This window comes from Streptomyces sp. NPDC006602 (assembly GCF_042870385.1).
Taxonomy (GTDB): Bacteria; Actinomycetota; Actinomycetes; order Streptomycetales; family Streptomycetaceae; genus Streptomyces.
On the sequence record NZ_JBIAHG010000027.1, the window covers coordinates 35,422 to 58,993 of the forward strand.

The following is a 23,572-nucleotide window of genomic DNA, read 5'->3' on the forward strand; positions in this document are numbered from 1 at the left end:
TACCCCCCGTATGCGACTCAGCTCACGATCTACTGCACGACCGTGATCCGGTTCGTCGCGGGCGGTGCGATCGGGCTGGTGGCCGACGAGTTGGCCGTCAGGTACTTCTCCAGGGCCGCCAGGTCGTCCCCGCCGACGAGGTCGTTCGTGCCCTGGCCCAGCGTGGTGATGCCGTCGCCGCCGCCCGCGAGGAAGCTGTTCGTCGCGACGCGGTAGGTGGCCGCCGGGTCGATGGCCGTGCCGTTCAGCTTGACGGTGTCGGCGACCACGCGGTCCGCGCCGGTCTTCGTCATGTCGAGCGTGTACGTCAGGCCGGTCGACGGCAGCAGGATCCTCGGCGAGGCCGTGTTCGTGCCGCTCACCTGCTCCTTGAGGACCTGGATCAGCTGGGCGCCGGTGAAGTCCTGAAGATTCACGGTGTTGGAGAACGGCTGCACCGTGAAGCCCTCGGCGTACGTCACCACGCCGTCGCCCTCGGTCGCCTTGGCCGCATAGGTGAGGCCCGCCCGGACGCCGCCCGGGTTCATCAGCGCGAGGTCCGTCTCCGGGTCGAGTCCCTTGCCGTACGCGAGTTGCGCGTCGGCGATGAGGTCGCCCATCGGGGACTCGGTGCCGGTGCTGGGTATGTCGGCGGAGATGTAGCCGATCGCGCGGTTGCCGATGGGCGCCGCGAGGGTGTTCCACTTGGCGATCAGCTCGGTCATGTCCGCCGCCTTGGCCACGGTCCGGGTGACCACGTGGTTCGCGGACGGCACGGCCGTACGGGCGATGTCACCCGTCCAACGGTCGTACGTCAGCGTGGTGTCCGTGTAGAGGCGGCCGAAGGACGCGGCCGAGGTGACCGTACGCGGGTTGCCCGCCGGGTCGTTGATGGTGCACGCGTACGCGGCGTGGGTGTGGCCGGTGACCAGCGCGTCCACCTGCGGGGTGATGTTCTTGGCGATGTCGACGATCGGGCCGGAGATGCCGTCGCCGGCGCCCGGGGAATTGCAGTCGTAGTTGTACGACGCCGAGGCGGGCAGGCCGCCCTCGTGGATGAGCGCGACGATCGACTTGACGCCCTGCTTCTGCAGCACCTTGGCGTACTTGTTGATCGTCTCGACCTCGTCCTTGAACTTCAGGCCCTTGACGCCCTCGGCGGAGACGACGCCCGGGGTGTCCTCCAGGGTCACGCCGATGAAGCCGACCTTGACGTCGTTCTTCTTCCACACCCAGTACGGCTTGAGGATCGGCTTGCCGGTCTTCTCGTCCAGGACGTTCGCCGCGAGGTACGGGAAGTCGGCGCCCTCGAACTCCTCGTCCGTGTAGCAGCCGGCGGTGGGGTGACAGCCGCCGTTCTGCAGACGGCCCAGTTCCTTGGCGCCCTCGTCGAACTCGTGGTTGCCGACGCTCGTGACGTCCAGCTTCAGCTTGTTCAGCGCCTCGATGGTGGGCTCGTCGTGGAAGAGGCCCGAGATCAGCGGGGAGGCGCCGACCATGTCGCCGCCGGCCGCCGTGATGGAGTACTTGTTGCCCGCGCGGGCCTGCCGCAGGTGGGTGGCGAGGTACTCGACACCACCGGCGTCGATCGTCTTGGTGGTGCCGTCCGCCTGGAGCTCGGTGACCCGGCCGGAGGAACCGGACGGCGGCTCCAGGTTGCCGTGCAGGTCGTTGAACGACAGCAGTTGTACGTCCTGGTAGCGGCCCGACGTCTGACCGCCGGGCTTGCCCTTGCTCTCGCCCGCGCTCGCCGCCGAGGGCAGCGCGGCCGCCAGCGCGCCGACGGTGGCGATACCGGCGGCCGCGGCCACCAGACGGTACGTACGACGTCTGCGGTGCTGGTGCGGCTGGGATGTGGCTGGCATACGCCCCCCTGTGATCCTGATGCGGAAGTGGGTGAGGAAGTGGCCCCCGTCCGGCGCAGCCTAGGGTCAACGCGCGTAGCGCGACAGAGGTTTCGTGGTTACATCCTGGTTGCTTCTTTGCCGCCACTTTGCCGGGACCTCCCCTTACCCTCGTACGCATGACCAGCGACGACATCGCACAGCCCGGCATCTCCCGCTCGATCGAGACCCACTCCGCGCTCTCCCCGGACCGGACCGAGGCAGTGCTGGAGCTGCTCACGGAGGCCGCCCGGAGCGACGGGCAGCAGGCGGTGTCCGAACAAGGACGGTTGCAGTTGCGGGGCGGACCGCGCGAGGGCGTGTCCCATTTGCTCCTTTCTGTGGGGGCCGAACTGGTCGGCTACGCCCAGCTGGAGGACACCGACCCGGTGGAGGCGCCGACCGCCGAACTGGTCGTCCACCCCTCGCACCGCGGCCATGGCCACGGGCGGGCGCTCGGCTCGGCGCTCCTCGCCGCGTCCGGCAAGCGTCTGCGGGTATGGGCGCACGGCGGCCACTCGGCCGCACGGCATCTGGCGCAGGTCCTGGGTCTCACGCTCTTCCGTGAACTACGGCAGATGCGGCGCCCGTTGACGGGGATGGACCTCCCCGACCCGGTGCTCCCCGAAGGCGTGACCGTCCGCACCTTCGTCCCCGGCGCCGACGACACGGCCTGGCTCGCGGCCAACGCGGCGGCCTTCGCCCACCATCCCGAACAGGGGTCGCTCACTCAGCGCGACCTCCACGACCGCAAGGCCGAGCCCTGGTTCGACCCCGCCGGCTTCTTCCTCGCCTTCCGCGGCGACGAACTGATCGGCTTCCACTGGACGAAGGTCCACGCGGACGAACGGCTCGGCGAGGTGTACGTCGTCGGCGTACGGCCCGGTGCCCAGGGCGGGGGGCTGGGCAAGGCCCTCACGACGATCGGGCTGCGGCACCTTGCGGGGCAGGGGCTGCCGACGGCGATGCTGTACGTCGACGCCGACAACAAGGCGGCGGTGTCGGTGTACGAGCGGCTGGGCTTCGTGACGTACGAGACGGACCTGATGTACCGCACGGAGACGTGAAAGACCGTGACAGGCATGGGGGGCGTATCAGGCATGGGCAAATGGGTCGTGATCGCGGAGTTCCGCAGCGGTGACTACGACGAGAGCGAGTTCCACGACGCGGGAAGCACGAAGGACCAGGCGCTGGAGGCACTCCACGGCCTCGTCCACACGTACTTGCCGCGGTCCGGGATCACCGAGAAGTGGCGCCGGGTGTACCGGCTCGCCGACCGAGAATCGTATGTGGTGACGATCAAGGGGGCGATGAGTCTGTGGCACTGCACCCTGCGTGTCGCGGAGCTGGTGTCCGACTCGACCGACCCGGCCGTGGCCGCGAGGGCGCGGGCGGAGGACGCGGCAGCGGAAGCCGCTGCCGCACCCCAGGACCGGATCCCGCCCGGCCATGACTGAAGCGGGCCTCCTCGAGTGAAGTCCTCGCCCTCACCCGCCCGTCGGCCCGGCCACGGGGGACCGGCGTCGCAGCAGGTGCCCCCGCCGCACCGGCTCCGGCCCGCACGCCCCCCACACCAGCACCGCCGCCGTCAGCACCACCGCCCAGCGATCGTGGGCGGCGTCCCACCGCGGGTCGTCGGTCGGTACGAACAGGGACCAGCGTGCCGGAAGCAGCAGCGCGGCCAGAAGCGCCGTGGTCAGGACGGCGGCCGCGACGGACGGGCCCGGCTCGGGCTCGCTCGCGAAGCGCACGGCCGTCGCGGCGGCGGCCAGTGCGAGGGCGGCGGTCGCGCCGGCCTCCAGGGTGAGGGCGCCGACCGGGGGCCGAACCTCCTCCGGTATGAGGGTCAGTGCGGCCGTCCACCACAGCACCGCGACCGGCGCGACCCACGCCACTCGCAGCCCCGTCCGCACCCAGCGCCGGGTGGTGACGGGCACGGTGAGGTGCCGGGCGGGGTCGTCCAGGAGGAACGCCAGGCCGAGGGCGAAGGCGAGGGCGGCGGCCCGCAGCAGATTGAGTGCCAGCCACGGGTCCGGCGGACTGTCGGACAGCCGCGGCAGCCCGACGACCAGCAGCCCTATGACGGCCCCGGAGCCAAGCGCCCGCCAGGGGACGGTACGCCGGACACCCCACACCAAGTCCCGGCTCACGCCCCGCACCGGACGGTCCCCGTCAAGGCCCTTCATCGCCAAGCCCCCTGCCTCGAGCCCCGCACCGCCACGCCCCCTCACTCCTGACACTCGTCGCCGCCCTTGGGCACCTCGGCCCCCAGCACCCGAGCCACCTGAGCCGTGGTCACCCCCGGCGCCGTCAGCTCCTCCCAGTGCTCCTTCACGGCCGCTGTGACCTCGACGCCTGAGCAGTTCCACCACCACCGAGGTCTGTCCGGCGGACATGGACAGCGGGTTGGTGGGGGTCAGGACGATCGCCGAGCCGCTGAGGCTGTCATCGAGGCGGACGTTCCGGAGGTCGGTCATCGGGTCGGCGGCGCCGCCCAGGGCCAGCCACATCACCGTCACCATGCGTCCGTCGCACAGTTCGCCGCCCTTCGCCTCGTCGCCCGCGACCAGCACGGAGGCGACGGCGGCCGCGAACTCGGGGACGCGGTTGCCGCCCCAGCGGGTGCCGACGGTGACCTGGTGAGGAGCGGTCAGCGATTCGAGTGTCGTGTCAGCGCTGAGGCCGTAGGTGGCGTCGATCCGCTGTCGTACGAGCAACGGCTCCTTGGCCGCCGGACCGGTCGCGAGGGCCTGGACGCGGTCGACGACTCCCGCCCAGGTGCCGGTCCGGCCGGTCCACTCCGGGAACGCGCAGTACGTCGAGGCATCGTGCCGGGTGCACGACTGCTCCTTCTCCGGGGTCGAGGTGGCCCGCTCGCGGGCCGCGGTCAGCTCCGCCGAGACGCCCCCGGACTGTGCGATCGCGCCGGTCAGCGTCAGGGCGAGGGCGCCCGCGAGGCCTGCCTTGACAGGCCAGGTCCGGCCGCCCCCGGCCAGCACGGAAGCCGTTGCCGCCAGCAGGACGAGCCCGATCAGATAGAGGGCGTGCCAGGCGGCGGGCCGCCCGATCAGGTCGGACGGCAGTGTCTCGCCGCCGTTCTCGCCGACGACCGGCGACAGCCAGCGGCTCCACTCGGCCTCGCTCGTGCCGGCCGAGACGAACGTGGCGACGGTGAACAGGCCGAGCACCAGGATCGGCGCGGCGAACACGGTCGGTATCAGACGGGCGAACAGCACCCCGAGGGCGCCGCACAACATCACGTAGAGGGGCCCGACGGCGAGTTCGGCCACCGAGCCGTGGCCCACCGCGCCCGGCCTGAGCGCCTGCCAGGTGAACTCGCCCAGTACGACCAGTGCGGTGAGCACGGCGAACGGCACGACCGACAGGACGTGCGCGACCGTACGCCGCCACGGCTCCATCACCAGCACGTCGAAGTGCCGGTCGGTGCCGCGCCGGCGGGAGCGCAGCGCGGCCCGGTTGACGCAGACGAGCAGGGCGATGCCGAGGAGGAAGGGCGCGCCCTGCGTGTCCCGGTCGACGTCCTGGAGCGCCGGGAAGGCGTCCATGCCCTCGCGTCCGGACAGCAGCCCCCAGAGGGTGTAGCCGACGTACACGAGGAGGGTGACCAGGACCGGGATGTACCGCAGGAGGTCGCGGGCCTCGAAGCGGGCGAGGACGAACACGGCCGCCCAGGGCCGGCGCGGCTCGCTGTGCACGACGGGCGGGGCCGTCGGTTCCATGACCGTGTTCACGCTGCCGCCACCTCCGCGCCCGCGCCGTCGAGCGTGAGCAGGTAGCCGTCCTCCAGGGTGGGTTCCAGGAGGTCGGCGCCGGGCGGCGGATCGCCGACGTTGCGGAAGGAGCCGGTGCCGGTGCGCCAGCCGGCCAGCGCGCCGGGGTCGCGGTCCGTGCTGCGCCACACCTGGCCGGCGGCCCGAGCGGTGAGCTCGGCGGGGGTGCCGTCGAAACGGACCTGGCCGGCGGCGAGTACGACGACCCGGTTGCAGAGCATCGCCACGTCCTCCGTCTGGTGCGTGGACAGCAGCACCGTCCGCCCCTCTCCCGCCTGTGCGATCAACTCCCGGAAGCGCATGCGCTGTTCAGGGTCGAGGCCGACGGTCGGTTCGTCGAGGACGAGGAAGCCGGGGTCGCCGACCAGGGCGGCCGCCAGCGCGACCCGCTGCCGCATGCCGCCGGACAGCTTCTTGATGCGCCTGCCGCGTAGGTCGCCCAGATCGACCTCCTCCAGCACCCGCCGGACCTCCCGGTGGCGTGCGCCCCGGTCGGTGAGCTCCTTGAGGATCGCCACGTAGTCGACGAACTCGAAGGCTGTGAAGTCCGGGTGGAAGCCGGGGGTCTGGGGCAGATAGCCCAGCGAGCGCCGCACTTCCTGTCGCCCGCGCGAGGTGTCCGGGTCGTTCCCGAGGACGGTGAACGCCCCCTGGTCCGGCGGCACGGCCGTCGCCAGCACCCGCAACAGGGTCGTCTTTCCGGCCCCGTTGGGCCCGAGCAGTCCGGTGACGCCCCGGGTCAGCCGCAGCGACACGTCGTCGAGGGCGCGGGTACCGCCGTAGCGAAGGCTCAGCCCGGAGGCGGAGACGGTGGGGGTCATACGGAACTCCCGTTGAAGAGGTCGAAGCGGTCACGAAGAAGGAAGAGCAGCCCGACGGCGAGCGCGGCGACCGCCGCGGCCACGCCCTGCCCGGCCGCGGTGAACGGTGCGAGCGGATCGCCGTCGGCCGTCCGCTGCGCGTGCGCCGTCAGCAGCAGCGCGACCCAGGAACCGCCGACCAGGGCCGGCGCGAACACCGGCCCGAGTCGTGGTGTGAGCGCCAGCCCGGTCGCGGTGAGGGCGAGGGCCGGCAGCAGCCAGGCGAGGGCGCGCAGGCCGTACTCGGGGAGCGCGAGCGTGGCGAGTCCGTTGAGGCCGAGTCCGGCGACCAGTACGGCGACCGTGCGGATCATCAGCAGCCGGAAGCCGTGCGTCGGCGAGACGACGGCCATCTCGTACGTCGGGTCCAGCGCGGGCCCGTACGACAGCGCGACCCCGGCGAGCGGCAGCAGCGGTGCGAGCGCGAGGAACAGCGTGAGCGTGCCGGCGTCGGGCCTCGAATTGGCCATGACGACGGTCATCACGAGGACGGCGACGACGGAACCGAGCCACGAGCCGCGCAGCACCGGCGTGGCCGCGAGCAGCCGGGCGGTGTGGTCGGCGACCCCGATCCGGATCAGCAGCGACTCGAACAGGCCCGGACGGGGCGCGTCGAGTTCGGCGTCGAGGCGCTCCCACGCCGCGTCGAGGGCGACGGGATCGCTGACGTCGGCCAGCACCCCCCGGCACCGCGCACAGGCGGTGAGATGCGCGTCGGCGGACCACAGGACAGGGGGCGCCAACTCGCCCTGGGCGTAGGCCCGCAGATCCTCCTCGGACACATGCCAGGTCATGCCGCCACCTCCCGCGCTCGTGGATACGTACTCATGCCAGCGCCTCCCGCAACTGCTTCCGGGCCCGCATCGCCCGCGTCTTGACCGTGCCCGGCGGGATGCCGAGGAGGACGGCCGCCTCCCGGGTGGTCAGGCCGTCGATGACCGTCGCCTGGAGCACGGCGCGCAACTCCGGTGAGAGGCTCACCAGGGCGCCCGCGAGGTCCCCGTGCTCCACCCCCGCGAGCACGCGTTCCTCCGCGGACGCCTCGTCCCGGTGCCGCAGCCGTGCCAGCGCCTGCCGCAGCCGCCCGCGCGCCCCGTCGCCGCGCAGCGCGTCGACCAGCCGCCGCGAGCCGATGCGCCACAGCCAGCCGGCGACATCCCCCTCCTCGCGGTAGCGGGCGGTTCCCCGCCACACCGCGAGGAACGTCTCCTGTACGACGTCGTCGACGACCCCCGTGTCCGAGCACCGGCCGCGCAGGCGTGCGGTGAGCCACGGCGCGAAGCGCCGGTACAGCTCTTCGAAGGCGCGCCGGTCCCCGTCCGCCGCGATGGCCCGCAGCAGCTCCCCGTCGCTTCTCGTTTCGCTCACGTCTCCTCATCGGACGAGCCCGCTCGATCGGTTCACACACATCACGCTTGACTTTCCGACACCGCTTCCACCACCCTTTCACTACTCAACTAGTGAAAGGGTGGTGGAACGCGTGGTCGAGTACCGCATCGACCGGCACAGCGGCGTGGCCACCTACGTCCAGATCGTCCATCAGACCAAGCAGGCGCTCCGCCTCGGCCTCCTCGAACCCGGCGACAAGCTGCCGACGGCCCGCGAGGTCGTCGAAGCCACCGCCATCAACCCGAACACCGTGCTCAAGGCCTACCGCGAGCTGGAGCGGGAGGGCCTGGTCGAGGCGCGGCGGGGCCTGGGCACCTTCGTCCGGCGCACGCTGGGCACCGCACCGGCCGACTCCCCCCTGCACGGCGAGCTGGACACCTGGACGGCCAGGGCCCGCGAGGCCGGGCTGGCCCGCGAAGACGTGGCCGCGCTGTTCACCGCCGTACTCGAGAAACACTTCCAAGGAGACCCCTCATGACCGACACGGCGATAGCCGCGGCCGCGCTCGGCAAGCGCTTCGGCCGCCGAGGAGGCTGGGCGCTGCGCGAGTGCACCTTCCGGCTGCCGGCCGGCCGAGTCTGCGCCGTCGTCGGCCCCAACGGGGCGGGCAAGTCCACCCTGCTCGCCCTCGCCGCCGGCCTGCTGGCCCCCAGCGAGGGCACGGTCACCGTCCTCGGGACGACCCCGGGCCAGGCACGCGCACGCGTGGGCTTCGTCGGCCAGGACAAGCCGCTGTACCCGCAACTCAGCGTCGCCGAGACGCTGCGCATGGGTGCCGACCTCAACCCCGGCCGCTGGGACGCGCCCGCCGCCGAGCGGATCGTGGCCGACGGCGAGCTGAACCCCAAGTCCCGCATCCGCACCCTCTCCGGCGGCCAGCGCACCCGCGTCGCCCTCGCCCTCGCCCTCGCCAAGCGGCCCGAACTGCTGCTCCTGGACGAGCCGATGGCCGACCTCGACCCGCTGGCCCGGCACGAACTGATGGGCGTCCTGATGGCACGGGCCGCCGAGCACGGCACCACCATCGTGATGTCCTCGCACGTCGTCGCCGAACTGGAGGACTCGTGCGACCACCTCCTGCTGATCGGCGGCGGCCGGGTCCGCCTGTCCGGTGAGATCGACGACCTGCTCGCCGCCCACGCGCGCGTGTCGGCCCCCGCGGAGACCGACCTCGCCCCGCACACCGTCGTCGAGTCCCGCACCACCGGCCGCCAGCTCACCGCGCTGATCCGCCCGGCGGGCCCGCTCCCCGGCGACTGGCGCACGGGCGGCCGCCTCTCCCTCGAGGAGCTGGTCCTCGCCCATCTGCGCAGCCCCGAGGCGCCGAACCTGACCCCGGTCGACACCGACAAGCCCGAGGAGAACGCCGCGTGAGCGCCCTGACCGTCGCCGCGCCGGCCCCCTCCGCCTCCGCGTCGCCCCCGCGCCAACTCCGCTGGCTGCTGCGCCTGCACCGCCCGGCCCTGTACGCCTGGGCGGGCCTGGTCGTCGTACTCGCCGCCCTGCTGCTGTGGCTCGGGGGCCCGCTCACCGACGCGTCGGCGGCTGCCTGGAAGCAGTACAACGCCTGCGCAATGGAGGCGTGCGCGTACGACCAGGACGCGATCCTCCTCTACAAGGACGTCTTGCTGTACACGAGCTCCGCCGTCCTCGCGGTGCCGTTCCTGGTCGCCGTCTGGTCGGGCGCCTCGCTGATCGGCCGCGAACTGGAGACCGGCACCGCACAGCTCGCCTGGACCCAGGGCGTCTCCCCGACCCGCTGGCTCGCCGCCAAGCTCGCCCTCCCGGGAGCCCTGGTCACGGCCGGAACGTCCCTGCTGGTCCTGCTGAACCACCTGGCGTGGTCGGCGGGCCGGGGCCGCGTCGACAACGCCAAGTCCTGGTACAGCTTCGAGACCCTTTACGGGGGTGGACCGGTCCTCGTCGCCCTCGCCCTGGCGGGCCTGGCCGCCGGCGCCCTGCTGGGCCTGCTGTTGCGCCGCTCCCTCGCCGCACTGGTCGGGTCGGCCTGCGTCACGGGCGTCCTGTGGATCGGGACCTTCCTGGCCATGCCCCACCTCTGGCCCACGGTCACCCACGTCAGCAGTCTGCGGGACGGCCCGAAGGGCTCCGGTATCACCGTCGCGGAGGGCCTGCTCACCGCCGACGGCGACCGCCTCGACATCCCCCGGTACTGCGGCAGCAGCATCGACCCCGCGTGCGGCACGCTCTTCGACCGCCTCGACGCCGTCAGCTTCTACAAGGACTACCACCCCCAGTCCCACTACTTGCCCCTGATGCTCATGGCGACCGGCGTCCTGTTCGCCGTCGCCGCCCTGCTGACCGTCCTCGCGTTCCGCGTGCTGCGGCACCGGACCGCCGACCGCAAGGGGGCCGTCGTATGACCACTGTCGGAGGTCTGCCGCGCACGGTGCTGCGCCTGCACCGCACGGCGGCGATCGTGTGGGTGGTCTTCATCCTCGCCGCCGTCGCCTGGCTGGTGTGGCTGAACGAGATCACCGCGGCCGCGGCGCGCGCCGCGGTGAACAGCTGCCCCAGGAACACCGGCATCTGCGCCTCGGTCTGGGCCAGCCTCGACTACAGCGAGCCGACGGGCTGGATCAGCACGCTCGTCTACTACAGCTTCTGGGCCGTCGCCGCGTGGGCGGGCGGCTCACTGATCGGCCGCGAGCTGGAGAGCGGCACCGCGCAGCTCGCCTGGACGCAGGGCGTGACGCCGACCCGCTGGCTGGCCGTCACACTCGCGCTGCCCGCACTGCTGATCGTCCTCGGCGGCGCGGTCTTCGTCCCCGTCTACCGGTGGGCCTGGTCGGCGAACCGCGACCTGATGGGCGACGACTGGACCTTCCCCGACGTGTTCGCCGCCCACGGCCCCGCGGTGGTGGCGTACGGCCTGTGCGCCCTCGCGGTCGGCGCGCTCACCGCGCTCCTGCTGCGCCGCTCACTGCCCGCGCTCGGCGTCACCGTCGCCGTGATGGTGCTGATCAACCAGGTCCTGGAGCGGTACCGCGAGGACTTCTGGCCGACGGTGACACGGGCGTCCGCCGGCCGGTCGGAGGTGCCGAACGACTGGTGGCAGGCGGACACGGGGGTCTACCACCCTCCCTCCCACTTCTGGCCCATGCACCTCGTCGAGACCGGCATCCTGCTCACCGTCACCGCCGCGGCCACGCTCGCCGCCTTCCGGCTGCTGCGCCGCCGCACCAGCTGAAACCGGCCGTACGTCCAACGGGCCGTACGTCCCTCCACGGGCGGAGGGACGTACGGTCGAGGCACGCGTCGCCGCACGTGAACGCCCGCGAGCTGCTCCCCGGTGTCCCACACGCCATGTCGCCGTAACCATTGGTTCAGACGGGCTTGCGAAGCTCACTGAATGAAGCCCGTCGTGCCAGAGCCTTCGCCGCCCCCCGAGGGATCCGCAGGGAACGGGGACGCCGGCCGTGCCGCCACGCTCCCTCCCGCGCTGTCCGACGCGCCCGTATCGCTCGTGACGCGGAAGAATGGGTCCATGAGCCAGTCAGACACCCAGGCCACGGTCCAGCACGCGCAGCCCTCCGTGGGTTCCATAGCCGCGCACCGCCCGCACACCGTGTCGGCGGCCGTCTCCGACCTGGAACCCGACATCGACGCCGATCTCGACGCGTACGAAGAGGCGCCGTTCGACGGTCCGCAACTGCCCCAGGGGCGTTTCCTCGACCGGGAGCGCAGCTGGCTCGCGTTCAACGAGCGCGTCCTCGAACTCGCCGAGGACCCGAACACCCCCCTCCTCGAACGCGCCAACTTCCTCGCGATCTTCGCCAGCAACCTGGACGAGTTCTTCATGGTCCGGGTGGCCGGTCTCAAGCGCCGTATCGCCACCGGTGTCGCCACCCGGTCCGCGTCCGGCCTCCAGCCGCGCGAGGTCCTGGAGATGATCTGGGCCCGCTCGCGCGAACTCATGGCCCGGCACGCCGCCTGCTACCACGAGGACGTCGCCCCCGCCCTCGCCGAGGAGGGCATCCACCTGGTCCGCTGGAACGAACTCGAGGAGAAGGAACAAGCCCGCCTGTTCACCCTCTTCCGCCACCAGATCTTCCCGGTGCTGACCCCGCTGGCGGTCGACCCGGCGCACCCCTTCCCGTACATCTCCGGCCTGTCGCTGAACCTGGCCGTCATCGTCCGCAACCCGGTCACCGGCCACCGCCACTTCGCCCGCGTCAAGGTGCCGCCGCTGCTGTCCCGCTTCCTGGAGAGCTCCCCGGGCCGCTACGTCCCCATCGAGGACGTCATCGCCGCCCACCTGGAGGAGCTGTTCCCGGGCATGGAGGTCCTGGAGCACCACGCCTTCCGCCTCACCCGCAACGAGGACCTGGAGGTCGAGGAGGACGACGCCGAGAACCTCCTCCAGGCCCTGGAGAAGGAGCTCATGCGGCGCCGCTTCGGGCCGCCGGTGCGCCTGGAGGTGGAGGAGTCCATCGACCGCGAGGTCCTCGACCTCCTCGTCCGCGAGCTGAAGATCAGCGAGGCGGAGGTCTACCCCCTCCCCGGTCCCCTGGACCTCACCGGCCTCTTCCGCATCGCCTCCATCGACCGGCCCGAACTGAAGTACAAGAAGTTCATCGCCGGCGTCCACCGCGACCTGGCCGAGGTCGAGTCGGCGTCCGCGCCCGACATCTTCGCCGCCCTGCGCACCCGGGACGTGCTGCTGCACCACCCGTACGACTCCTTCTCCACGTCGGTCCAGGCGTTCCTGCAACAGGCGGCCGACGACCCGGACGTCCTCGCCATCAAGCAGACGCTGTACCGCACCTCGGGCGACTCCCCCATAGTCGACGCGCTCATCGACGCCGCCGAGGCCGGCAAGCAGGTCCTCGTCCTGGTGGAGATCAAGGCCCGCTTCGACGAGCACGCCAACATCAAGTGGGCGCGCAAGCTGGAGGAGGCGGGCTGCCATGTCGTCTACGGCCTCGTCGGCCTGAAGACCCACTGCAAGCTGTCCCTGGTGGTCCGTCAGGAAGGCGACACGCTACGGCGCTACAGCCACGTCGGCACGGGCAACTACCACCCGAAGACGGCGAGGCTGTACGAGGACCTGGGCCTGCTGACGGCGGACCCGCAGGTCGGCGCGGACCTCTCCGACCTCTTCAACCGCCTCTCCGGCTACTCCCGCCGCGAAACCTACCGTCGCCTCCTCGTCGCCCCCAAGTCCCTCCGGGACGGCCTGATCGCGCGGATCAACAAGGAAGTCCAGCACCACCGCGCCGGACGCCCCGCCTTCGTCCGCATCAAGGTCAACTCAATGGTGGACGAGGCGATCATCGACGCCATGTACCGCGCGTCCCAGGCAGGCGTGCCCTGCGACGTGTGGGTGCGCGGCATCTGCGCGGTCCGCCCCGGCGTCGCGGGCCTGTCCGAGAACATCCGGGTCCGCTCGATCCTCGGCCGCTTCCTCGAACACTCCCGGGTGTTCGGCTTCGGCAACGGCGGCGAGCCCGAGGTGTGGATCGGCAGCGCCGACATGATGCACCGCAATCTCGACCGCCGTATCGAGGCACTGGTGAGGGTCACCGACACGGCCCACCGCGCCGCCCTCAACCGGCTGTTGGAGACCGGCATGTCCGACACCACCGCCTCCTGGCACCTCGGCCCGGACGGCGAGTGGACCCGGCACGCGACGGACCAGGACGGCCAGCCCCTGCGCAACGTCCAGGAGACGCTCATAGACGCCCGGAGGCGCCGGCGTGGCACAGCAACACCTTGACCCGACGGACCCCCGGCCCAGGCACGTCGGCCCGGTGACCGGGGACGCCCTCGCCGGCTACCTGCGGGCCCAGGCCACGGAGTTCCTCCGCGCGCTACGGCTGCACCGTGAAACCGGCGGCACGACAGCCGGCGCGAACGGCGCCGAGGACTCCGTCGACGCGGCCCGGGCCCTACGCCGCTCGGTCCGCCGCATCAGCGGCAGCCTGCACACCTTCCGGCCCCTCCTCGACGCCGAATGGTCGGACGCGATGCGCCCCGAACTGGCCTGGCTGTCAGGCACGTTGGCGATGGAACACGCGTACGGCGCCCGCCTCGAACGCCTGCTGCTCGCCCTGCACCGGCTGTCGGGCGCGGTGTTCCCGACCCAGTCGGCGAGCGCAGTCGCCGGCACGGCTTCCTCCGGAACTGCGGGCAGTCGTGCCGACGCAGCCGCGGGCAGTCGTGCCGCTGGGGCGGCACGGGTGGGCGCAGCGGCACACCAAAACGCCGGGCCGCCGACCAACCTGCCCGCACCCGACCGCGGCAACCTCACCGTGGGCGCGGCAAAGGCAGGCGCCCTGCTCGAGCGCCAGCTCACCCTCGCCCGCACCCGAGCCCACAGCACCGCCCTCCAGGCCCTCGGCTCCTCCCGCTTCCACGCGGTCGCCGACAGCATCGCCTTACTCGCCAGCGAGGTCCCCCTCACCACCACCACCGCCACCACCGACCTGCACCCCTTCGCGGCCGCCGCCGAGGAACGCCTCACGGACGCGATCACGGCCCTCCCCCTCGTCACCGCCGGCAGCCCCTACAACGCGGAGGCCCTGATCCACGGCCTCTCCCCGGACCCGTCCCCGCACCCCCAGGACGCCCCCTGGCACCAGGTCCGCCTCCTCCTGCGCCTGCACCGCTACGCCCGCGAGGTCCTCGACGGCGATGGGGACACCTCTCGCTCGAGCGCAGCCGAGAGTGGGGGAACGCCCATCGACGGCCGGCTGCTCACCGCCGGCCAGGCCCTGGACCGCCACCGCGACGCCTCGGAGGCGGCGGCAGCGGCGGCCCACGCGGCCCGTACCCCCCGTATCGCCCCGGCGACGGCCTACGCCCTCGGCGTACTCCACGCCGACCAGCGGCACGAGGTGGAGGCGGCCCGCTTCGCGTTCCAGCAGTCGTGGCAGAAGCAGGCGGTCGGCACGCCCTGACCCTTCATCGATCCGCGCCATGGAGGCGGTGACACCGATGCCCCGAGCCAACGAAGCCGAGGAGCCCCCCGTCCAGGCCGCCGGCTGCGTCTTGTGGCGCCGCTCCCCGGTCGACGGCGAGCTGGAGGTCTGCCTCGTCCACCGGCCGAAGTACGACGACTGGTCGCACCCGAAGGGCAAGCTGAAACCCGGCGAGAACCACCTGGCCGGCGCCCTGCGCGAGGTCGAGGAGGAGACGGGCCACCGGGCCGCGCCCGGCACCCGGCTGCCCACCGTCCGCTACCTGGCGAACGGCCGCCCCAAGGCGGTCCGCTACTGGGCGGCCGAGGCCACGACCGGCGCCTTCACCCCGAACGACGAGGTCGACCGCATCCTCTGGCTCCCCCCGACGGCCGCCCGGAACCGCCTGACCCAACCGAGGGATCGCACCCTTGTCGACGCCCTGCTCCAGGCGCTCCGGCTGACGTAGTCGGCCGGAATCACCCCGTGTCCTCGATGTAAGCGTTCCGTGACCTCACCGCACCGCCCATCAGGGTTCACCCCCCGTTCATTCACGGCCTTCGGTGCCTTCACCTGTTCTGCCTAATTTCGGCCTTACGCGGTGCGGACCGGACTTCGCGGACCCACCACGAAGACGTAGAAGACGTAACAGTACAGATGCACGCAAAAAGGCCTCGAACACGCGGCCGCATCACACGGACTTCGCACGCCGCCGGTTCAGGACGGCGGCTCCTGGAAGGAACTCCCTCAAGTGAAGCTTCAGCGCATGAACCGGCGGGCCCTCACCCTCGGTGCTCTCGCCGTCTCCGGCGCCCTGGCCCTCACGGCGTGCGGCTCCGACGACACCGGCAACGGCGGGGACAGCAGCGCCTCGTCGACCGCGGCGGCCGGCAACATCAAGTGTGACGATGCCAAGGGTCAGCTCCTCGCCGACGGCTCCTCCGCGCAGAAGAACGCGATCGACGCCTGGGTCAAGCAGTTCTCCGCCGCCTGTGGCGTGCAGATCAACTACAAGGGCGGCGGCTCGGGCGCCGGCGTCACCGCGTTCACCCAGGGCCAGGTCCCCTTCGCCGGTTCCGACTCCGCCCTGAAGCCCGAAGAGGTCACCGCCTCCAAGGAGGTCTGCTCCGGCGGCCAGGGCATCGACCTCCCGATGGTCGGCGGCCCGATCGCGGTCGGCTTCAACGTGTCCGGTGTCGACAAGCTCACCCTGGACGCTCCTACCCTCGCCAAGATCTTCAACAACGAGATCACCAACTGGAACGACGAGGCGATCAAGAAGCTGAACCCGGGCGTCGAACTGCCCAACCTCAAGATCCAGGCGTTCCACCGCTCGGACGAGTCCGGCACCACGGACAACTTCACCAAGTACCTGATCGCCACCGCCAAGAGCGACTTCCCCTACGAGGGCGGCAAGGCCTGGCAGGCCAAGGGCGGCCAGTCCGCTCCGCAGTCCTCCGGTGTTGCCCAGCAGGTGAAGCAGACCAACGGCGCCATCGGCTACTTCGAGCTGTCGTACGCCAAGGACGGCATCAACACGGTCGCCCTCGACACCGGCGCCTCCGCCCCGGTCGAGGCCACCATCGACAACGCCACCAAGGCGATCGCGGACGCCAAGGTCATCGGCACCGGCAAGGACCTCGCGCTGCAGCTGAACTACGCGACCAAGGCCGACGGCGCCTACCCGATGGTCCTCGTCACGTACGAGATCGTCTGCGACAAGGGCAACAAGGCCGACACCCTGCCCGCCACCAAGGCGTTCCTGCGCTACATCGCCTCCGAGGACGGTCAGAAGATCCTCGCGGAGAACGACTACGCCCCCATCCCCGACGACATCATCGCCAAGGTTCGCACCACCATCGAGAGCCTGAGCTGATCCGAGTGCGGTCCGGCCCGGGGCCCGAAAACCCCGGACCGGACCGCACCGTCCGGTGCACCGCCGCCAGGAGCCACCCGCACATCGCGTACGGCTCCACAGGGCCGTACGGCGCGTACGGCCCGCAGACCGGAGAACCCGATGGACATAACGACAAAGAACACCCAAGCTCCTCCCCCCACTGAGCCACCGACCGCGACCGAACAGAAGCGCGCGGCCCGTGGCGCCACCCGACCCGGCGACCGGATCTTCCTCGGTCTCTCCCGCGGATCGGGCATCCTGCTGTTGGTGATCATGGCCGCGATCGCGGTCTTCCTCACCTACCGCGCCTCCCTCGCGATCAGCAAGGACGAGGCCAACTTCCTCACCGCCTTCGAGTGGAACGCCACCGCCATCCCGCCGAAGTTCGGCATCGCGGTCCTGGCCTTCGGCACGGTGGTCTCCTCGATCATCGCCATGGTCATCGCGGTCCCGATCGCCGTCGCCATCGCGCTGTTCCTCTCGCACTACGCCCCGCGCAGGCTGAGCGGTCCCATCGCCTACGTGATCGACCTGCTCGCCGCCGTACCGTCCATCGTGTACGGCCTGTGGGGCGCGCTGATCCTCGTACCGCACATGAACGGCCTCTTCGGCTGGCTGGACACCTACCTCGGCTGGACCGGCATCTTCTCCTGGGAGGGCGGCGCCCCCCGGTCGATGCTCACGGTCGGCATCCTGCTCGCGATCATGATCCTGCCGATCGTGACCAACGTGAGCCGCGAGGTCTTCCGCCAGGCTCCGCTGATGATCGAGGAGGCGGCCCTCGCCCTCGGCGCCACCCGCTGGGAGGTCATCCGCATGGCCGTCCTGCCCTTCGGCCGCTCCGGCGTGATCTCCGCCTCGATGCTCGGCCTCGGCCGCGCCCTCGGCGAGACGATGGCCGTCGCCACCGTGCTCTCCCCGACCTTCACCATCCAGACCAGCCTGCTCGACCCGGGCGGCGGCACCTTCGCCCAGAACATCGCCAGCAAGTTCGGTGAGGCCACCGAGCAGGGCCGGGACGCGCTCATCGCCTCCGGCCTCGTTCTGTTCGTCATCACCCTGGTGGTCAACGGCGCCGCCCGCGCGATCATCGCTCGCCGCAAGGAGTACTCGGGGGCCAACGCATGAGCACCGCACTCGCCGAAAACCGCGCCAGCACCCTGCAGGGCTCCCGCCTCCCGAAGTGGTCCCCGTACGCGATCGCCGCCGGCTCCGTCGCCGTCGCGGTCGGCGTCGGCCTGGCCGCCGGCCTCGACAGCCGCATCCAGTGGGGCCTGATCGCCGCGATCGTCTTCATCATCGGTTCGTACGTCATCGCCGCCCGCGTCGAGGGCGTCCGCCAGGCCAAGGACCGCCTCGCGACCTCGCTGGTCTGGGTGGCCTTCCTGCTCGCCGTGATCCCGCTGGTCTCCCTGGTCTGGGTGACCGTCGCGCGCGGCGTGAAGGTCCTCGACGTCTACTTCCTGACCCACTCCATGGGTGTCGTCGCCGACACCGAGCCGGGCGGCGGCATCTACGCCGCCATCCTCGGCAGCCTGGAGCAGGTCGGCCTCGCCACGCTGATCGGTGCGCCGATCGGCGTGCTCACCGCGATCTACCTGGTCGAGTACGGGCGCGGCAACCTCTCCCGGGCCATCACCTTCTTCGTCGACGTGATGACCGGTATCCCGTCGATCGTCGCCGGCCTGTTCATCCTCAGCCTGATGCTGATGTTCGACCTCGAGCCCTTCGGCTTCGCCGGCTCGCTCGCGCTCGCGATCCTGATGATGCCGGTCGTCGTCCGCTCCACGGAGGAGATGCTCAAGCTCGTCCCGAACGAGCTGCGCGAGGCCTCCCTGGCGCTCGGCGTCCCGAAGTGGCGCACCATCCTGAAGGTGGTCCTGCCGACCTCCATCGGCGGCATCACCACCGGCATCATGCTGGCGATCGCCCGTATCGCGGGCGAGACGGCTCCCGTACTGCTCCTGGTGTGGGGCAACCCGTTCATCAACTCCAACCCCTTCGAGGGTGCGCAGGCGTCGCTGCCGCTGTACATCTACCAGCAGTACGCGAACAGCGCGGGCTCGGGAGCGGCGTACGACCGCGCCTGGGCGGCGTCGCTGACGCTGATCGCCTTCGTGATGATCCTCAACCTGGGAGCCCGCGGCATCGCCCGCTGGAAGGCCCCGAAGACCGGTCGCTGACGCGGCCATACGGCGACTGATCCGGAAGTGAAGTAGAGACATGGCCAAGCGAATCGACGTAAGCGGGCTCACCGCCTACTACAGCGCCCACAAGGCGATCGAGGACATCTCGATGACGGTCGAGCCGCGCTCGGTGACGGCCTTCATCGGCCCGTCCGGCTGCGGCAAGTCGACGTTCCTGCGCACCCTGAACCGTATGCACGAGGTCACCCCCGGTGGCCGCGTCGAGGGCAAGGTCCTGCTGGACGACGAGGACCTGTACGGCCACGGCATCGACCCGGTGTCGGTGCGCCGCGAGGTCGGCATGGTGTTCCAGCGTCCCAACCCCTTCCCCACGATGTCGATCTTCGACAACGTGGCGGCGGGTCTGCGCCTGAACGGCAACTACAAGAAGAGCGAACTTCAGGACATCGTCGAGAAGTCCCTGAAGGGCGCGAACCTCTGGAACGAGGTCAAGGACCGCCTCAACAAGCCCGGTTCGGGCCTGTCGGGCGGGCAGCAGCAGCGGCTGTGCATCGCGCGGGCGATCGCGGTGGAGCCGAACGTGCTGCTGATGGACGAGCCGTGCTCGGCCCTGGACCCGATCTCGACCCTCGCCATCGAGGACCTGATCGGCGAGCTGAAGGAACGCTTCACGATCGTCATCGTCACGCACAACATGCAGCAGGCGGCGCGGGTCTCCGACCGTACGGCCTTCTTCAACCTGTCGGCGGTCGGCCAGCCCGGCAAACTGGTCGAGATAGACGACACGGAGCGCATCTTCTCCAACCCGTCGGTCCAGGCCACCGAGGACTACATCTCGGGCCGCTTCGGCTGATCCCCCCTGAACCCCTCGCGGTGCTGCATGGCGGTGCCACCGCGAGGACGAAGAGGGCCCGCCCCCTGGTTTTACGGGGGGGCGGGCCCGTCGTCGTTGTGGGTCGGGGGCGCGTCGGGGGGTGTCCGTCCTCGGAACGGCGCGAAATCGGTCCCTCACCAACGCACCGGCGTTGACGCGCCAACCCTGCGGGCGAACACCACCTCCGACACGCCCCCTTCCCGCCGTACGCGCCTGCGGGAGCGTGCACCTTGCGGCGCCGGGTGCGATCGGGCGAGCCCCACCTCTCGACCGACCGAGACGGGTGGTGGGTGGGCACAGGCCGGGGGTCTGGGGGCGGAGCCCCCAGGGACGGGCACACCGGCGCCGGGCGCCGAGCCGAGCGACCGGCTCCTACAGGAACGCGAGGTTCACGATCCAGAAGCTCACCGCGGCCACGGCCCCCGCCGCCGGCATCGTGATGAACCAGCCAAGGACGATGTTCTTGGCGACGCCCCACCGCACGGCGTTCACCCTCTTCGTCGCGCCCACACCCATGATCGCTGACGTGATGACGTGTGTCGTGGAGATCGGCGCCTTGAAGATGAACGCCGTGACGAACATGATCGACGCACCGGTCGTCTCCGCGGCGAACCCCTGCGGCGGATCAAGCTCGATGATCTTCCGGCCCAGCGTCCGCATGATCCGCCAGCCGCCCGCGTACGTCCCCAGCGACAGCATCACGGCACAGGCGATCTTCACCCACACCGGGATCGGGGCGTCCGCCCCCTGGACGTCACCGATGACCAGCGCCATCACCACGATGCCCATGGTCTTCTGCGCGTCCTGAAGACCATGCCCGAGCGCCATACCGGCCGCCGACACGGTCTGAGCTATACGAAAACCCCGCTTGGCCTTGTGCGGATTGGACCTGCGGAACAGCCACATGATCGCGCACATCACCAGATAGCCGGCGATCAGACCGACGACCGGCGAGATGAACATCGGGATGACGATCTTCTCCAGGACACCGGACCAGATGACGTCCGTCCCGCCCGCGAGCGCCGCCCCCACCATGCCGCCGAACAGCGCGTGCGACGAGGACGACGGCAGCCCGAAGTACCAGGTGACGAGGTTCCAGACGATCGCCCCGATCAGCGCCGCGAAGAGGATCCCCATCCCCTTGTCGCCCTGGGGCGTCTCGATCAGCCCCTTGCTGACGGTGTGCGCGACCCCGCTGCCCAGGAACGCACCGGCGAGGTTCATCACCGCGGCCATCGCCAGCGCGGCGCGAGGCGTCAGCGCGCGCGTGGAGACGGACGTGGCGATCGCGTTCGCCGAGTCGTGAAAGCCGTTGGTGTACGTGAATCCGAGCGCGACCCCGATGGTCACGATCAACGCAAAGGTGTCCATGGAGAGGTCAGGACTCCTTGACGGCGATGGTCTCCACCGTGTTCGCCACGTGCTCGAACGCGTCCGCCGCTTCCTCCAGCACATCCACGATCTGCTTGAGCTTCAGCACCTCGATGGCTTCGTACTTGCCGTTGAAGAGCATGGCGAGCAGCTTGCGGTGGATCTGGTCGGCCTGGTTCTCCAGCCGGTTGACCTCGATCCAGTACTCGGTGAGGTTGTCCATCGTGCGCAGGTTGGGCATCGCCTCGGCGGTGAGCTCGGCGGCCCGGGCCAGTACCTCGATCTGCTGCTCGACGCCCTTCGGCAGTTCCTCCACGTTGTAGAGGACGACCAGGTCGACGGCCTCCTCCATGAAGTCCATGATGTCGTCGAGGGAGGATGCGAGGTTGTAGATGTCCTCGCGGTCGAACGGCGTGATGAACGAGGAGTTCAGCTGATGGAAGATCGCGTGCGTGGCATCGTCACCTGCGTGTTCCGCGGCCCGCATACGCTCTGCGATCTCGGCCCGGCCGGCGGTGTCCGCTCCGAGCAGTTCCATGAGGAGCTTCGAGCCCGTGACGATGTTGTCCGCGGATGCGGCGAACATGTCGTAGAAGCTCGTCTCCCTGGGGGTCAGACGAAAGCGCACAAGGGGTCCTCGGGGTGCATCGGTTTCGGTCAGGCTGATGCTAGGCGCATCATCCGGCCACGGCTAACGGGCCGTCCCCCAGTGTCGCCCATGGGGCAGAGTGTTCGGCACGGGGGCCGCCCGCAGGCCACATACCCGCAAAGTTCGGTATCATATACCCTGCCGGGGTATCTGTTCTGCCCAGGATGTGACCATGATGTGGAGGACGCGATGACGACCACCGAGGCCGGCGCGCAAGCGCCCTCCGCCGCCGCGGAGCCGGAAGTCGTGACGGACCACGACCGCGGTGTGCACGGGTACCACAAGCAGAAGGACGAACACCTCAAGCGCCTGCGCCGCATCGAGGGCCAGATCCGGGGCCTGCAGCGCATGGTCGACGAGGATGTCTACTGCATCGACATACTCACGCAGGTGTCCGCCTCCACCAAGGCCCTGCAGTCCTTCGCCCTGCAGCTCCTGGAGGAACACCTGCGCCACTGCGTCGCCGACGCGGCCGTCAAGGGCGGCGCCGAGATCGACGCGAAGGTGGAGGAGGCGACCAAGGCGATCGGCCGCCTGCTGCGGACGTGAACCCAGGCCACTGAGGCCGGGAACAGGGGCGCCCCCGGCTAGTAGCCGGAGGCGTCCGCGCGTTCTTCGGCCACTCTCAGGACCTCGTCGATGCTCTCCAGGCTGAGCCGGTCCTCGTCGGCTGCAGACGCCGCGATGATCAGCTCTCCGCACAGCTCGATCTCGGCGAGGGCCACGTGGTCCTGGACTGCCGTACCGCCGACCGGAGCCACGCGCATCACCTCTTCTCTGCCGTCACCGACTTCCTAGAGTAGGCAGCGGCTACAGACCGCGCATGGCACGGAAGGGCTAGTTCTTGGCGCCCGTCACGAGTCCGTGCCCGGCGACTGTCCGGCTCTTACTCCTCAGCGATCTCACCCGCGTAGATGTCACCGGTGGCCGGCAGCCGTACGTCGGCGGCGACTCCGAAGTCGTAGAGCAGGGTGGTGGAAGCGACCGCCACGGTCCCCTTCTGCTGTCCGTTGACGAAGCTGAACCGGTGCCGGACCTTGCGGATGCGGCCCTCGTCGTCGAGGTAGACGTCGAACGGCACGCGGGCCGTGGCGAACCCTTTCGCCGCCGCCGCGAGCGGCCCCTCGTTCCCGGCGGACGCGTCACGGGCCGCCTCCCCGAGGTCCGCGGTGCCCCGGTAATGCCGTACGGCGGTCCCCGCGACCTCGGTCTTCCCCACATACGTGGCCGTCCGCGTCCCCCGCAGCACCTCGGCGGCGGCGAAAGGATCGGTGGCCCCGCCGGTCACGAGGTTTCCGTCGGTGAGCGTGGCGATGTCCACACGCACCCACTTGTCGGCGGGCACCCCGGCTCCCCGGTTCTTCATGAACAGGGCGCCGGGAGCGAGGAGTTCGGTGATCGGCCGGTGGTCGCTGGTCCCCGCCGGGTCCTGCGGCAGCATCACCTTCAGCTGCCCCATCTGCCGCCGGTAGTCGTACACGCCGTGCCCTCGGATCGTCACCCGGGTGCCTCCGGTGGCCATCTCCATGGACGTACGGGCCTTCGAACTCCCGGAATCCGCAAGGGTGTCGGCGGCCCGGTGCAGGATCTCGACCGGATCCCCGCCCCGTGCGTCCCCGCCGAGGACGGCCCCGCTCCCGGAACACCCCGCCGCCCCGAAGCACGAACAGACCAAGAGCCCCACGGCGACGACTCCGCCACCCGCCCGCCTGCGCTGCCGCTCCGCCATCGCCTGCCTACCCCCAGCCGGTACGTCCGTCACGGGCCCCCTGTCGTTCCGGTTAACGACGAGTAGATGGCGTCGTCACG

At 70.7% G+C, this 23,572-nt stretch carries 23 protein-coding genes and 1 pseudogene; 14 read left to right on the top strand and 10 right to left on the bottom strand.

Going from position 1 to position 23,572, the window contains the following annotated elements; all coding sequences use genetic code 11:
• Positions 1-29: 29 nt before the first annotated feature.
• The gene (locus ACFYO2_RS38740) at positions 30-1,844 is read right to left on the bottom strand and encodes a bifunctional metallophosphatase/5'-nucleotidase (protein WP_388359150.1); all 1,815 of its coding nucleotides are present in this window, start codon (positions 1,842-1,844) and stop codon (positions 30-32) included.
• 158 nt (positions 1,845-2,002) lie between these two features.
• On the opposite strand from ACFYO2_RS38740, the gene mshD reads away from it, so the two are divergent.
• Together mshD and ACFYO2_RS38750 are read left to right on the top strand one after the other, a co-directional pair.
• The gene (gene mshD, locus ACFYO2_RS38745; protein ID WP_388359152.1) at positions 2,003-2,929 is read left to right on the top strand and encodes a mycothiol synthase; all 927 of its coding nucleotides are present in this window, start codon (positions 2,003-2,005) and stop codon (positions 2,927-2,929) included.
• A gap of 15 nt (positions 2,930-2,944) precedes the next feature.
• A complete protein-coding gene (locus tag ACFYO2_RS38750; RefSeq protein WP_388359155.1) occupies positions 2,945-3,319 on the top strand; it encodes a hypothetical protein in 375 nt (124 codons plus the stop codon).
• Positions 3,320-3,349: 30 nt separating this feature from the next.
• On the opposite strand, the gene ACFYO2_RS38755 is transcribed toward ACFYO2_RS38750, so the two are convergent.
• From ACFYO2_RS38755 to ACFYO2_RS38775, 5 genes and pseudogenes are all read right to left on the bottom strand, one after another.
• On the bottom strand, positions 3,350-4,012 hold the full coding sequence (locus tag ACFYO2_RS38755) for an ABC transporter (RefSeq protein ID WP_388359158.1): 663 nt from the start codon (positions 4,010-4,012) through the stop codon (positions 3,350-3,352).
• Positions 4,013-4,089: 77 nt separating this feature from the next.
• Positions 4,090-5,614 (bottom strand): annotated as a pseudogene (locus tag ACFYO2_RS38760) (ABC transporter permease).
• Positions 5,611-6,474 carry an ABC transporter ATP-binding protein gene (locus ACFYO2_RS38765; protein ID WP_388359160.1) on the bottom strand — a complete coding sequence of 288 codons (864 nt, stop codon included), beginning with the start codon at positions 6,472-6,474 and terminating at the stop codon, positions 5,611-5,613. Before ACFYO2_RS38765 ends, ACFYO2_RS38760 begins: the two are co-directional and overlap by 4 nt.
• A complete protein-coding gene (locus ACFYO2_RS38770) occupies positions 6,471-7,307 on the bottom strand; it encodes a zf-HC2 domain-containing protein (RefSeq protein ID WP_388359163.1) in 837 nt (278 codons plus the stop codon). The genes ACFYO2_RS38765 and ACFYO2_RS38770 overlap by 4 nt, the downstream gene beginning before the upstream one ends.
• Positions 7,308-7,338: 31 nt before the next feature.
• Positions 7,339-7,881, bottom strand: a complete 543-nt coding sequence (locus ACFYO2_RS38775) for an RNA polymerase sigma factor (RefSeq protein WP_307675783.1) — start codon at positions 7,879-7,881, stop codon at positions 7,339-7,341.
• 112 nt (positions 7,882-7,993) lie between these two features.
• On the opposite strand from ACFYO2_RS38775, the gene ACFYO2_RS38780 reads away from it, so the two are divergent.
• The 11 genes from ACFYO2_RS38780 (at position 7,994) to pstB (ending at position 19,722) form a co-directional block, all read left to right on the top strand.
• Entirely contained in the window at positions 7,994-8,380 is a 387-nt protein-coding gene (locus tag ACFYO2_RS38780; protein ID WP_388359257.1) for a GntR family transcriptional regulator, read from the top strand.
• Positions 8,377-9,276 (top strand): ABC transporter ATP-binding protein, encoded by a 900-nt coding sequence (locus tag ACFYO2_RS38785; RefSeq protein ID WP_388359166.1) that lies wholly within the window; start codon positions 8,377-8,379, stop codon positions 9,274-9,276. The genes ACFYO2_RS38780 and ACFYO2_RS38785 overlap by 4 nt, the downstream gene beginning before the upstream one ends.
• Positions 9,273-10,286 (top strand): ABC transporter permease, encoded by a 1,014-nt coding sequence (locus tag ACFYO2_RS38790; protein ID WP_388359168.1) that lies wholly within the window; start codon positions 9,273-9,275, stop codon positions 10,284-10,286. Before ACFYO2_RS38785 ends, ACFYO2_RS38790 begins: the two co-directional genes overlap by 4 nt.
• A complete protein-coding gene (locus ACFYO2_RS38795; protein ID WP_388359171.1) occupies positions 10,283-11,113 on the top strand; it encodes a hypothetical protein in 831 nt (276 codons plus the stop codon). The genes ACFYO2_RS38790 and ACFYO2_RS38795 overlap by 4 nt, the downstream gene beginning before the upstream one ends.
• A 162-nt stretch (positions 11,114-11,275) precedes the next feature.
• Positions 11,276-13,642 carry an RNA degradosome polyphosphate kinase gene (locus ACFYO2_RS38800; RefSeq protein ID WP_388359173.1) on the top strand — a complete coding sequence of 789 codons (2,367 nt, stop codon included), beginning with the start codon at positions 11,276-11,278 and terminating at the stop codon, positions 13,640-13,642.
• On the top strand, positions 13,623-14,825 hold the full coding sequence (locus ACFYO2_RS38805; protein WP_388359176.1) for a CHAD domain-containing protein: 1,203 nt from the start codon (positions 13,623-13,625) through the stop codon (positions 14,823-14,825). The genes ACFYO2_RS38800 and ACFYO2_RS38805 overlap by 20 nt, the downstream gene beginning before the upstream one ends.
• Before the next feature lie 37 nt (positions 14,826-14,862).
• Positions 14,863-15,294: an NUDIX hydrolase gene (locus tag ACFYO2_RS38810; RefSeq protein ID WP_388359177.1), complete on the top strand. Its 432-nt coding sequence runs from the start codon at positions 14,863-14,865 to the stop codon at positions 15,292-15,294.
• 282 nt (positions 15,295-15,576) lie between these two features.
• Entirely contained in the window at positions 15,577-16,701 is a 1,125-nt protein-coding gene (pstS, locus tag ACFYO2_RS38815) for a phosphate ABC transporter substrate-binding protein PstS (protein WP_388359179.1), read from the top strand.
• A gap of 141 nt (positions 16,702-16,842) precedes the next feature.
• On the top strand, positions 16,843-17,850 hold the full coding sequence (gene pstC, locus ACFYO2_RS38820; protein ID WP_388359182.1) for a phosphate ABC transporter permease subunit PstC: 1,008 nt from the start codon (positions 16,843-16,845) through the stop codon (positions 17,848-17,850).
• Positions 17,847-18,905 (top strand): phosphate ABC transporter permease PstA, encoded by a 1,059-nt coding sequence (pstA, locus tag ACFYO2_RS38825; RefSeq protein WP_388359184.1) that lies wholly within the window; start codon positions 17,847-17,849, stop codon positions 18,903-18,905. Before pstC ends, pstA begins: the two co-directional genes overlap by 4 nt.
• 40 nt (positions 18,906-18,945) lie before the next feature.
• Complete coding sequence (pstB, locus tag ACFYO2_RS38830) at positions 18,946-19,722, top strand: phosphate ABC transporter ATP-binding protein PstB (RefSeq protein WP_388359186.1); 777 nt, start codon at positions 18,946-18,948, stop codon at positions 19,720-19,722.
• Between the two features lie 393 nt (positions 19,723-20,115).
• On the opposite strand, the gene ACFYO2_RS38835 is transcribed toward pstB, so the two are convergent.
• Positions 20,116-21,114 (bottom strand): anion permease, encoded by a 999-nt coding sequence (locus ACFYO2_RS38835; RefSeq protein WP_388359188.1) that lies wholly within the window; start codon positions 21,112-21,114, stop codon positions 20,116-20,118.
• A 7-nt stretch (positions 21,115-21,121) separates the two neighbouring features.
• The gene (locus tag ACFYO2_RS38840) at positions 21,122-21,742 is read right to left on the bottom strand and encodes a DUF47 domain-containing protein (protein ID WP_030043659.1); all 621 of its coding nucleotides are present in this window, start codon (positions 21,740-21,742) and stop codon (positions 21,122-21,124) included.
• A gap of 210 nt (positions 21,743-21,952) precedes the next feature.
• On the opposite strand from ACFYO2_RS38840, the gene ACFYO2_RS38845 reads away from it, so the two are divergent.
• The gene (locus ACFYO2_RS38845) at positions 21,953-22,312 is read left to right on the top strand and encodes a metal-sensitive transcriptional regulator (protein WP_388359191.1); all 360 of its coding nucleotides are present in this window, start codon (positions 21,953-21,955) and stop codon (positions 22,310-22,312) included.
• A 38-nt stretch (positions 22,313-22,350) separates the two neighbouring features.
• On the opposite strand, the gene ACFYO2_RS38850 is transcribed toward ACFYO2_RS38845, so the two are convergent.
• Entirely contained in the window at positions 22,351-22,530 is a 180-nt protein-coding gene (locus ACFYO2_RS38850) for a hypothetical protein (RefSeq protein ID WP_388359193.1), read from the bottom strand.
• Between the two features lie 119 nt (positions 22,531-22,649).
• Positions 22,650-23,492, bottom strand: coding sequence for a hypothetical protein (locus ACFYO2_RS38855; RefSeq protein WP_388359196.1), 843 nt, complete (start codon positions 23,490-23,492; stop codon positions 22,650-22,652).
• Between the last annotated feature and the right edge of the window lie 80 nt (positions 23,493-23,572).

Bases quoted from the DNA above. Each gene is read 5' to 3' on its own strand.
- ACFYO2_RS38740 (WP_388359150.1), bottom strand. From the start codon at position 1,844: ATGCCAGCCACATCCCAGCCGCACCAGCACCGCAGACGTCGTACGTAC.
- mshD (WP_388359152.1), top strand. From the start codon at position 2,003: ATGACCAGCGACGACATCGCACAGCCCGGCATCTCCCGCTCGATCGAG.
- ACFYO2_RS38750 (WP_388359155.1), top strand. From the start codon at position 2,945: ATGGGGGGCGTATCAGGCATGGGCAAATGGGTCGTGATCGCGGAGTTC.
- ACFYO2_RS38765 (WP_388359160.1), bottom strand. From the start codon at position 6,474: ATGACCCCCACCGTCTCCGCCTCCGGGCTGAGCCTTCGCTACGGCGGT.
- ACFYO2_RS38770 (WP_388359163.1), bottom strand. From the start codon at position 7,307: ATGACCTGGCATGTGTCCGAGGAGGATCTGCGGGCCTACGCCCAGGGC.
- ACFYO2_RS38785 (WP_388359166.1), top strand. From the start codon at position 8,377: ATGACCGACACGGCGATAGCCGCGGCCGCGCTCGGCAAGCGCTTCGGC.
- ACFYO2_RS38795 (WP_388359171.1), top strand. From the start codon at position 10,283: ATGACCACTGTCGGAGGTCTGCCGCGCACGGTGCTGCGCCTGCACCGC.
- ACFYO2_RS38800 (WP_388359173.1), top strand. From the start codon at position 11,276: ATGAAGCCCGTCGTGCCAGAGCCTTCGCCGCCCCCCGAGGGATCCGCA.
- ACFYO2_RS38810 (WP_388359177.1), top strand. From the start codon at position 14,863: ATGCCCCGAGCCAACGAAGCCGAGGAGCCCCCCGTCCAGGCCGCCGGC.
- pstC (WP_388359182.1), top strand. From the start codon at position 16,843: ATGGACATAACGACAAAGAACACCCAAGCTCCTCCCCCCACTGAGCCA.
- pstA (WP_388359184.1), top strand. From the start codon at position 17,847: ATGAGCACCGCACTCGCCGAAAACCGCGCCAGCACCCTGCAGGGCTCC.
- pstB (WP_388359186.1), top strand. From the start codon at position 18,946: ATGGCCAAGCGAATCGACGTAAGCGGGCTCACCGCCTACTACAGCGCC.
- ACFYO2_RS38835 (WP_388359188.1), bottom strand. From the start codon at position 21,114: ATGGACACCTTTGCGTTGATCGTGACCATCGGGGTCGCGCTCGGATTC.
- ACFYO2_RS38845 (WP_388359191.1), top strand. From the start codon at position 21,953: ATGACGACCACCGAGGCCGGCGCGCAAGCGCCCTCCGCCGCCGCGGAG.
- ACFYO2_RS38850 (WP_388359193.1), bottom strand. From the start codon at position 22,530: ATGCGCGTGGCTCCGGTCGGCGGTACGGCAGTCCAGGACCACGTGGCC.
- ACFYO2_RS38855 (WP_388359196.1), bottom strand. From the start codon at position 23,492: ATGGCGGAGCGGCAGCGCAGGCGGGCGGGTGGCGGAGTCGTCGCCGTG.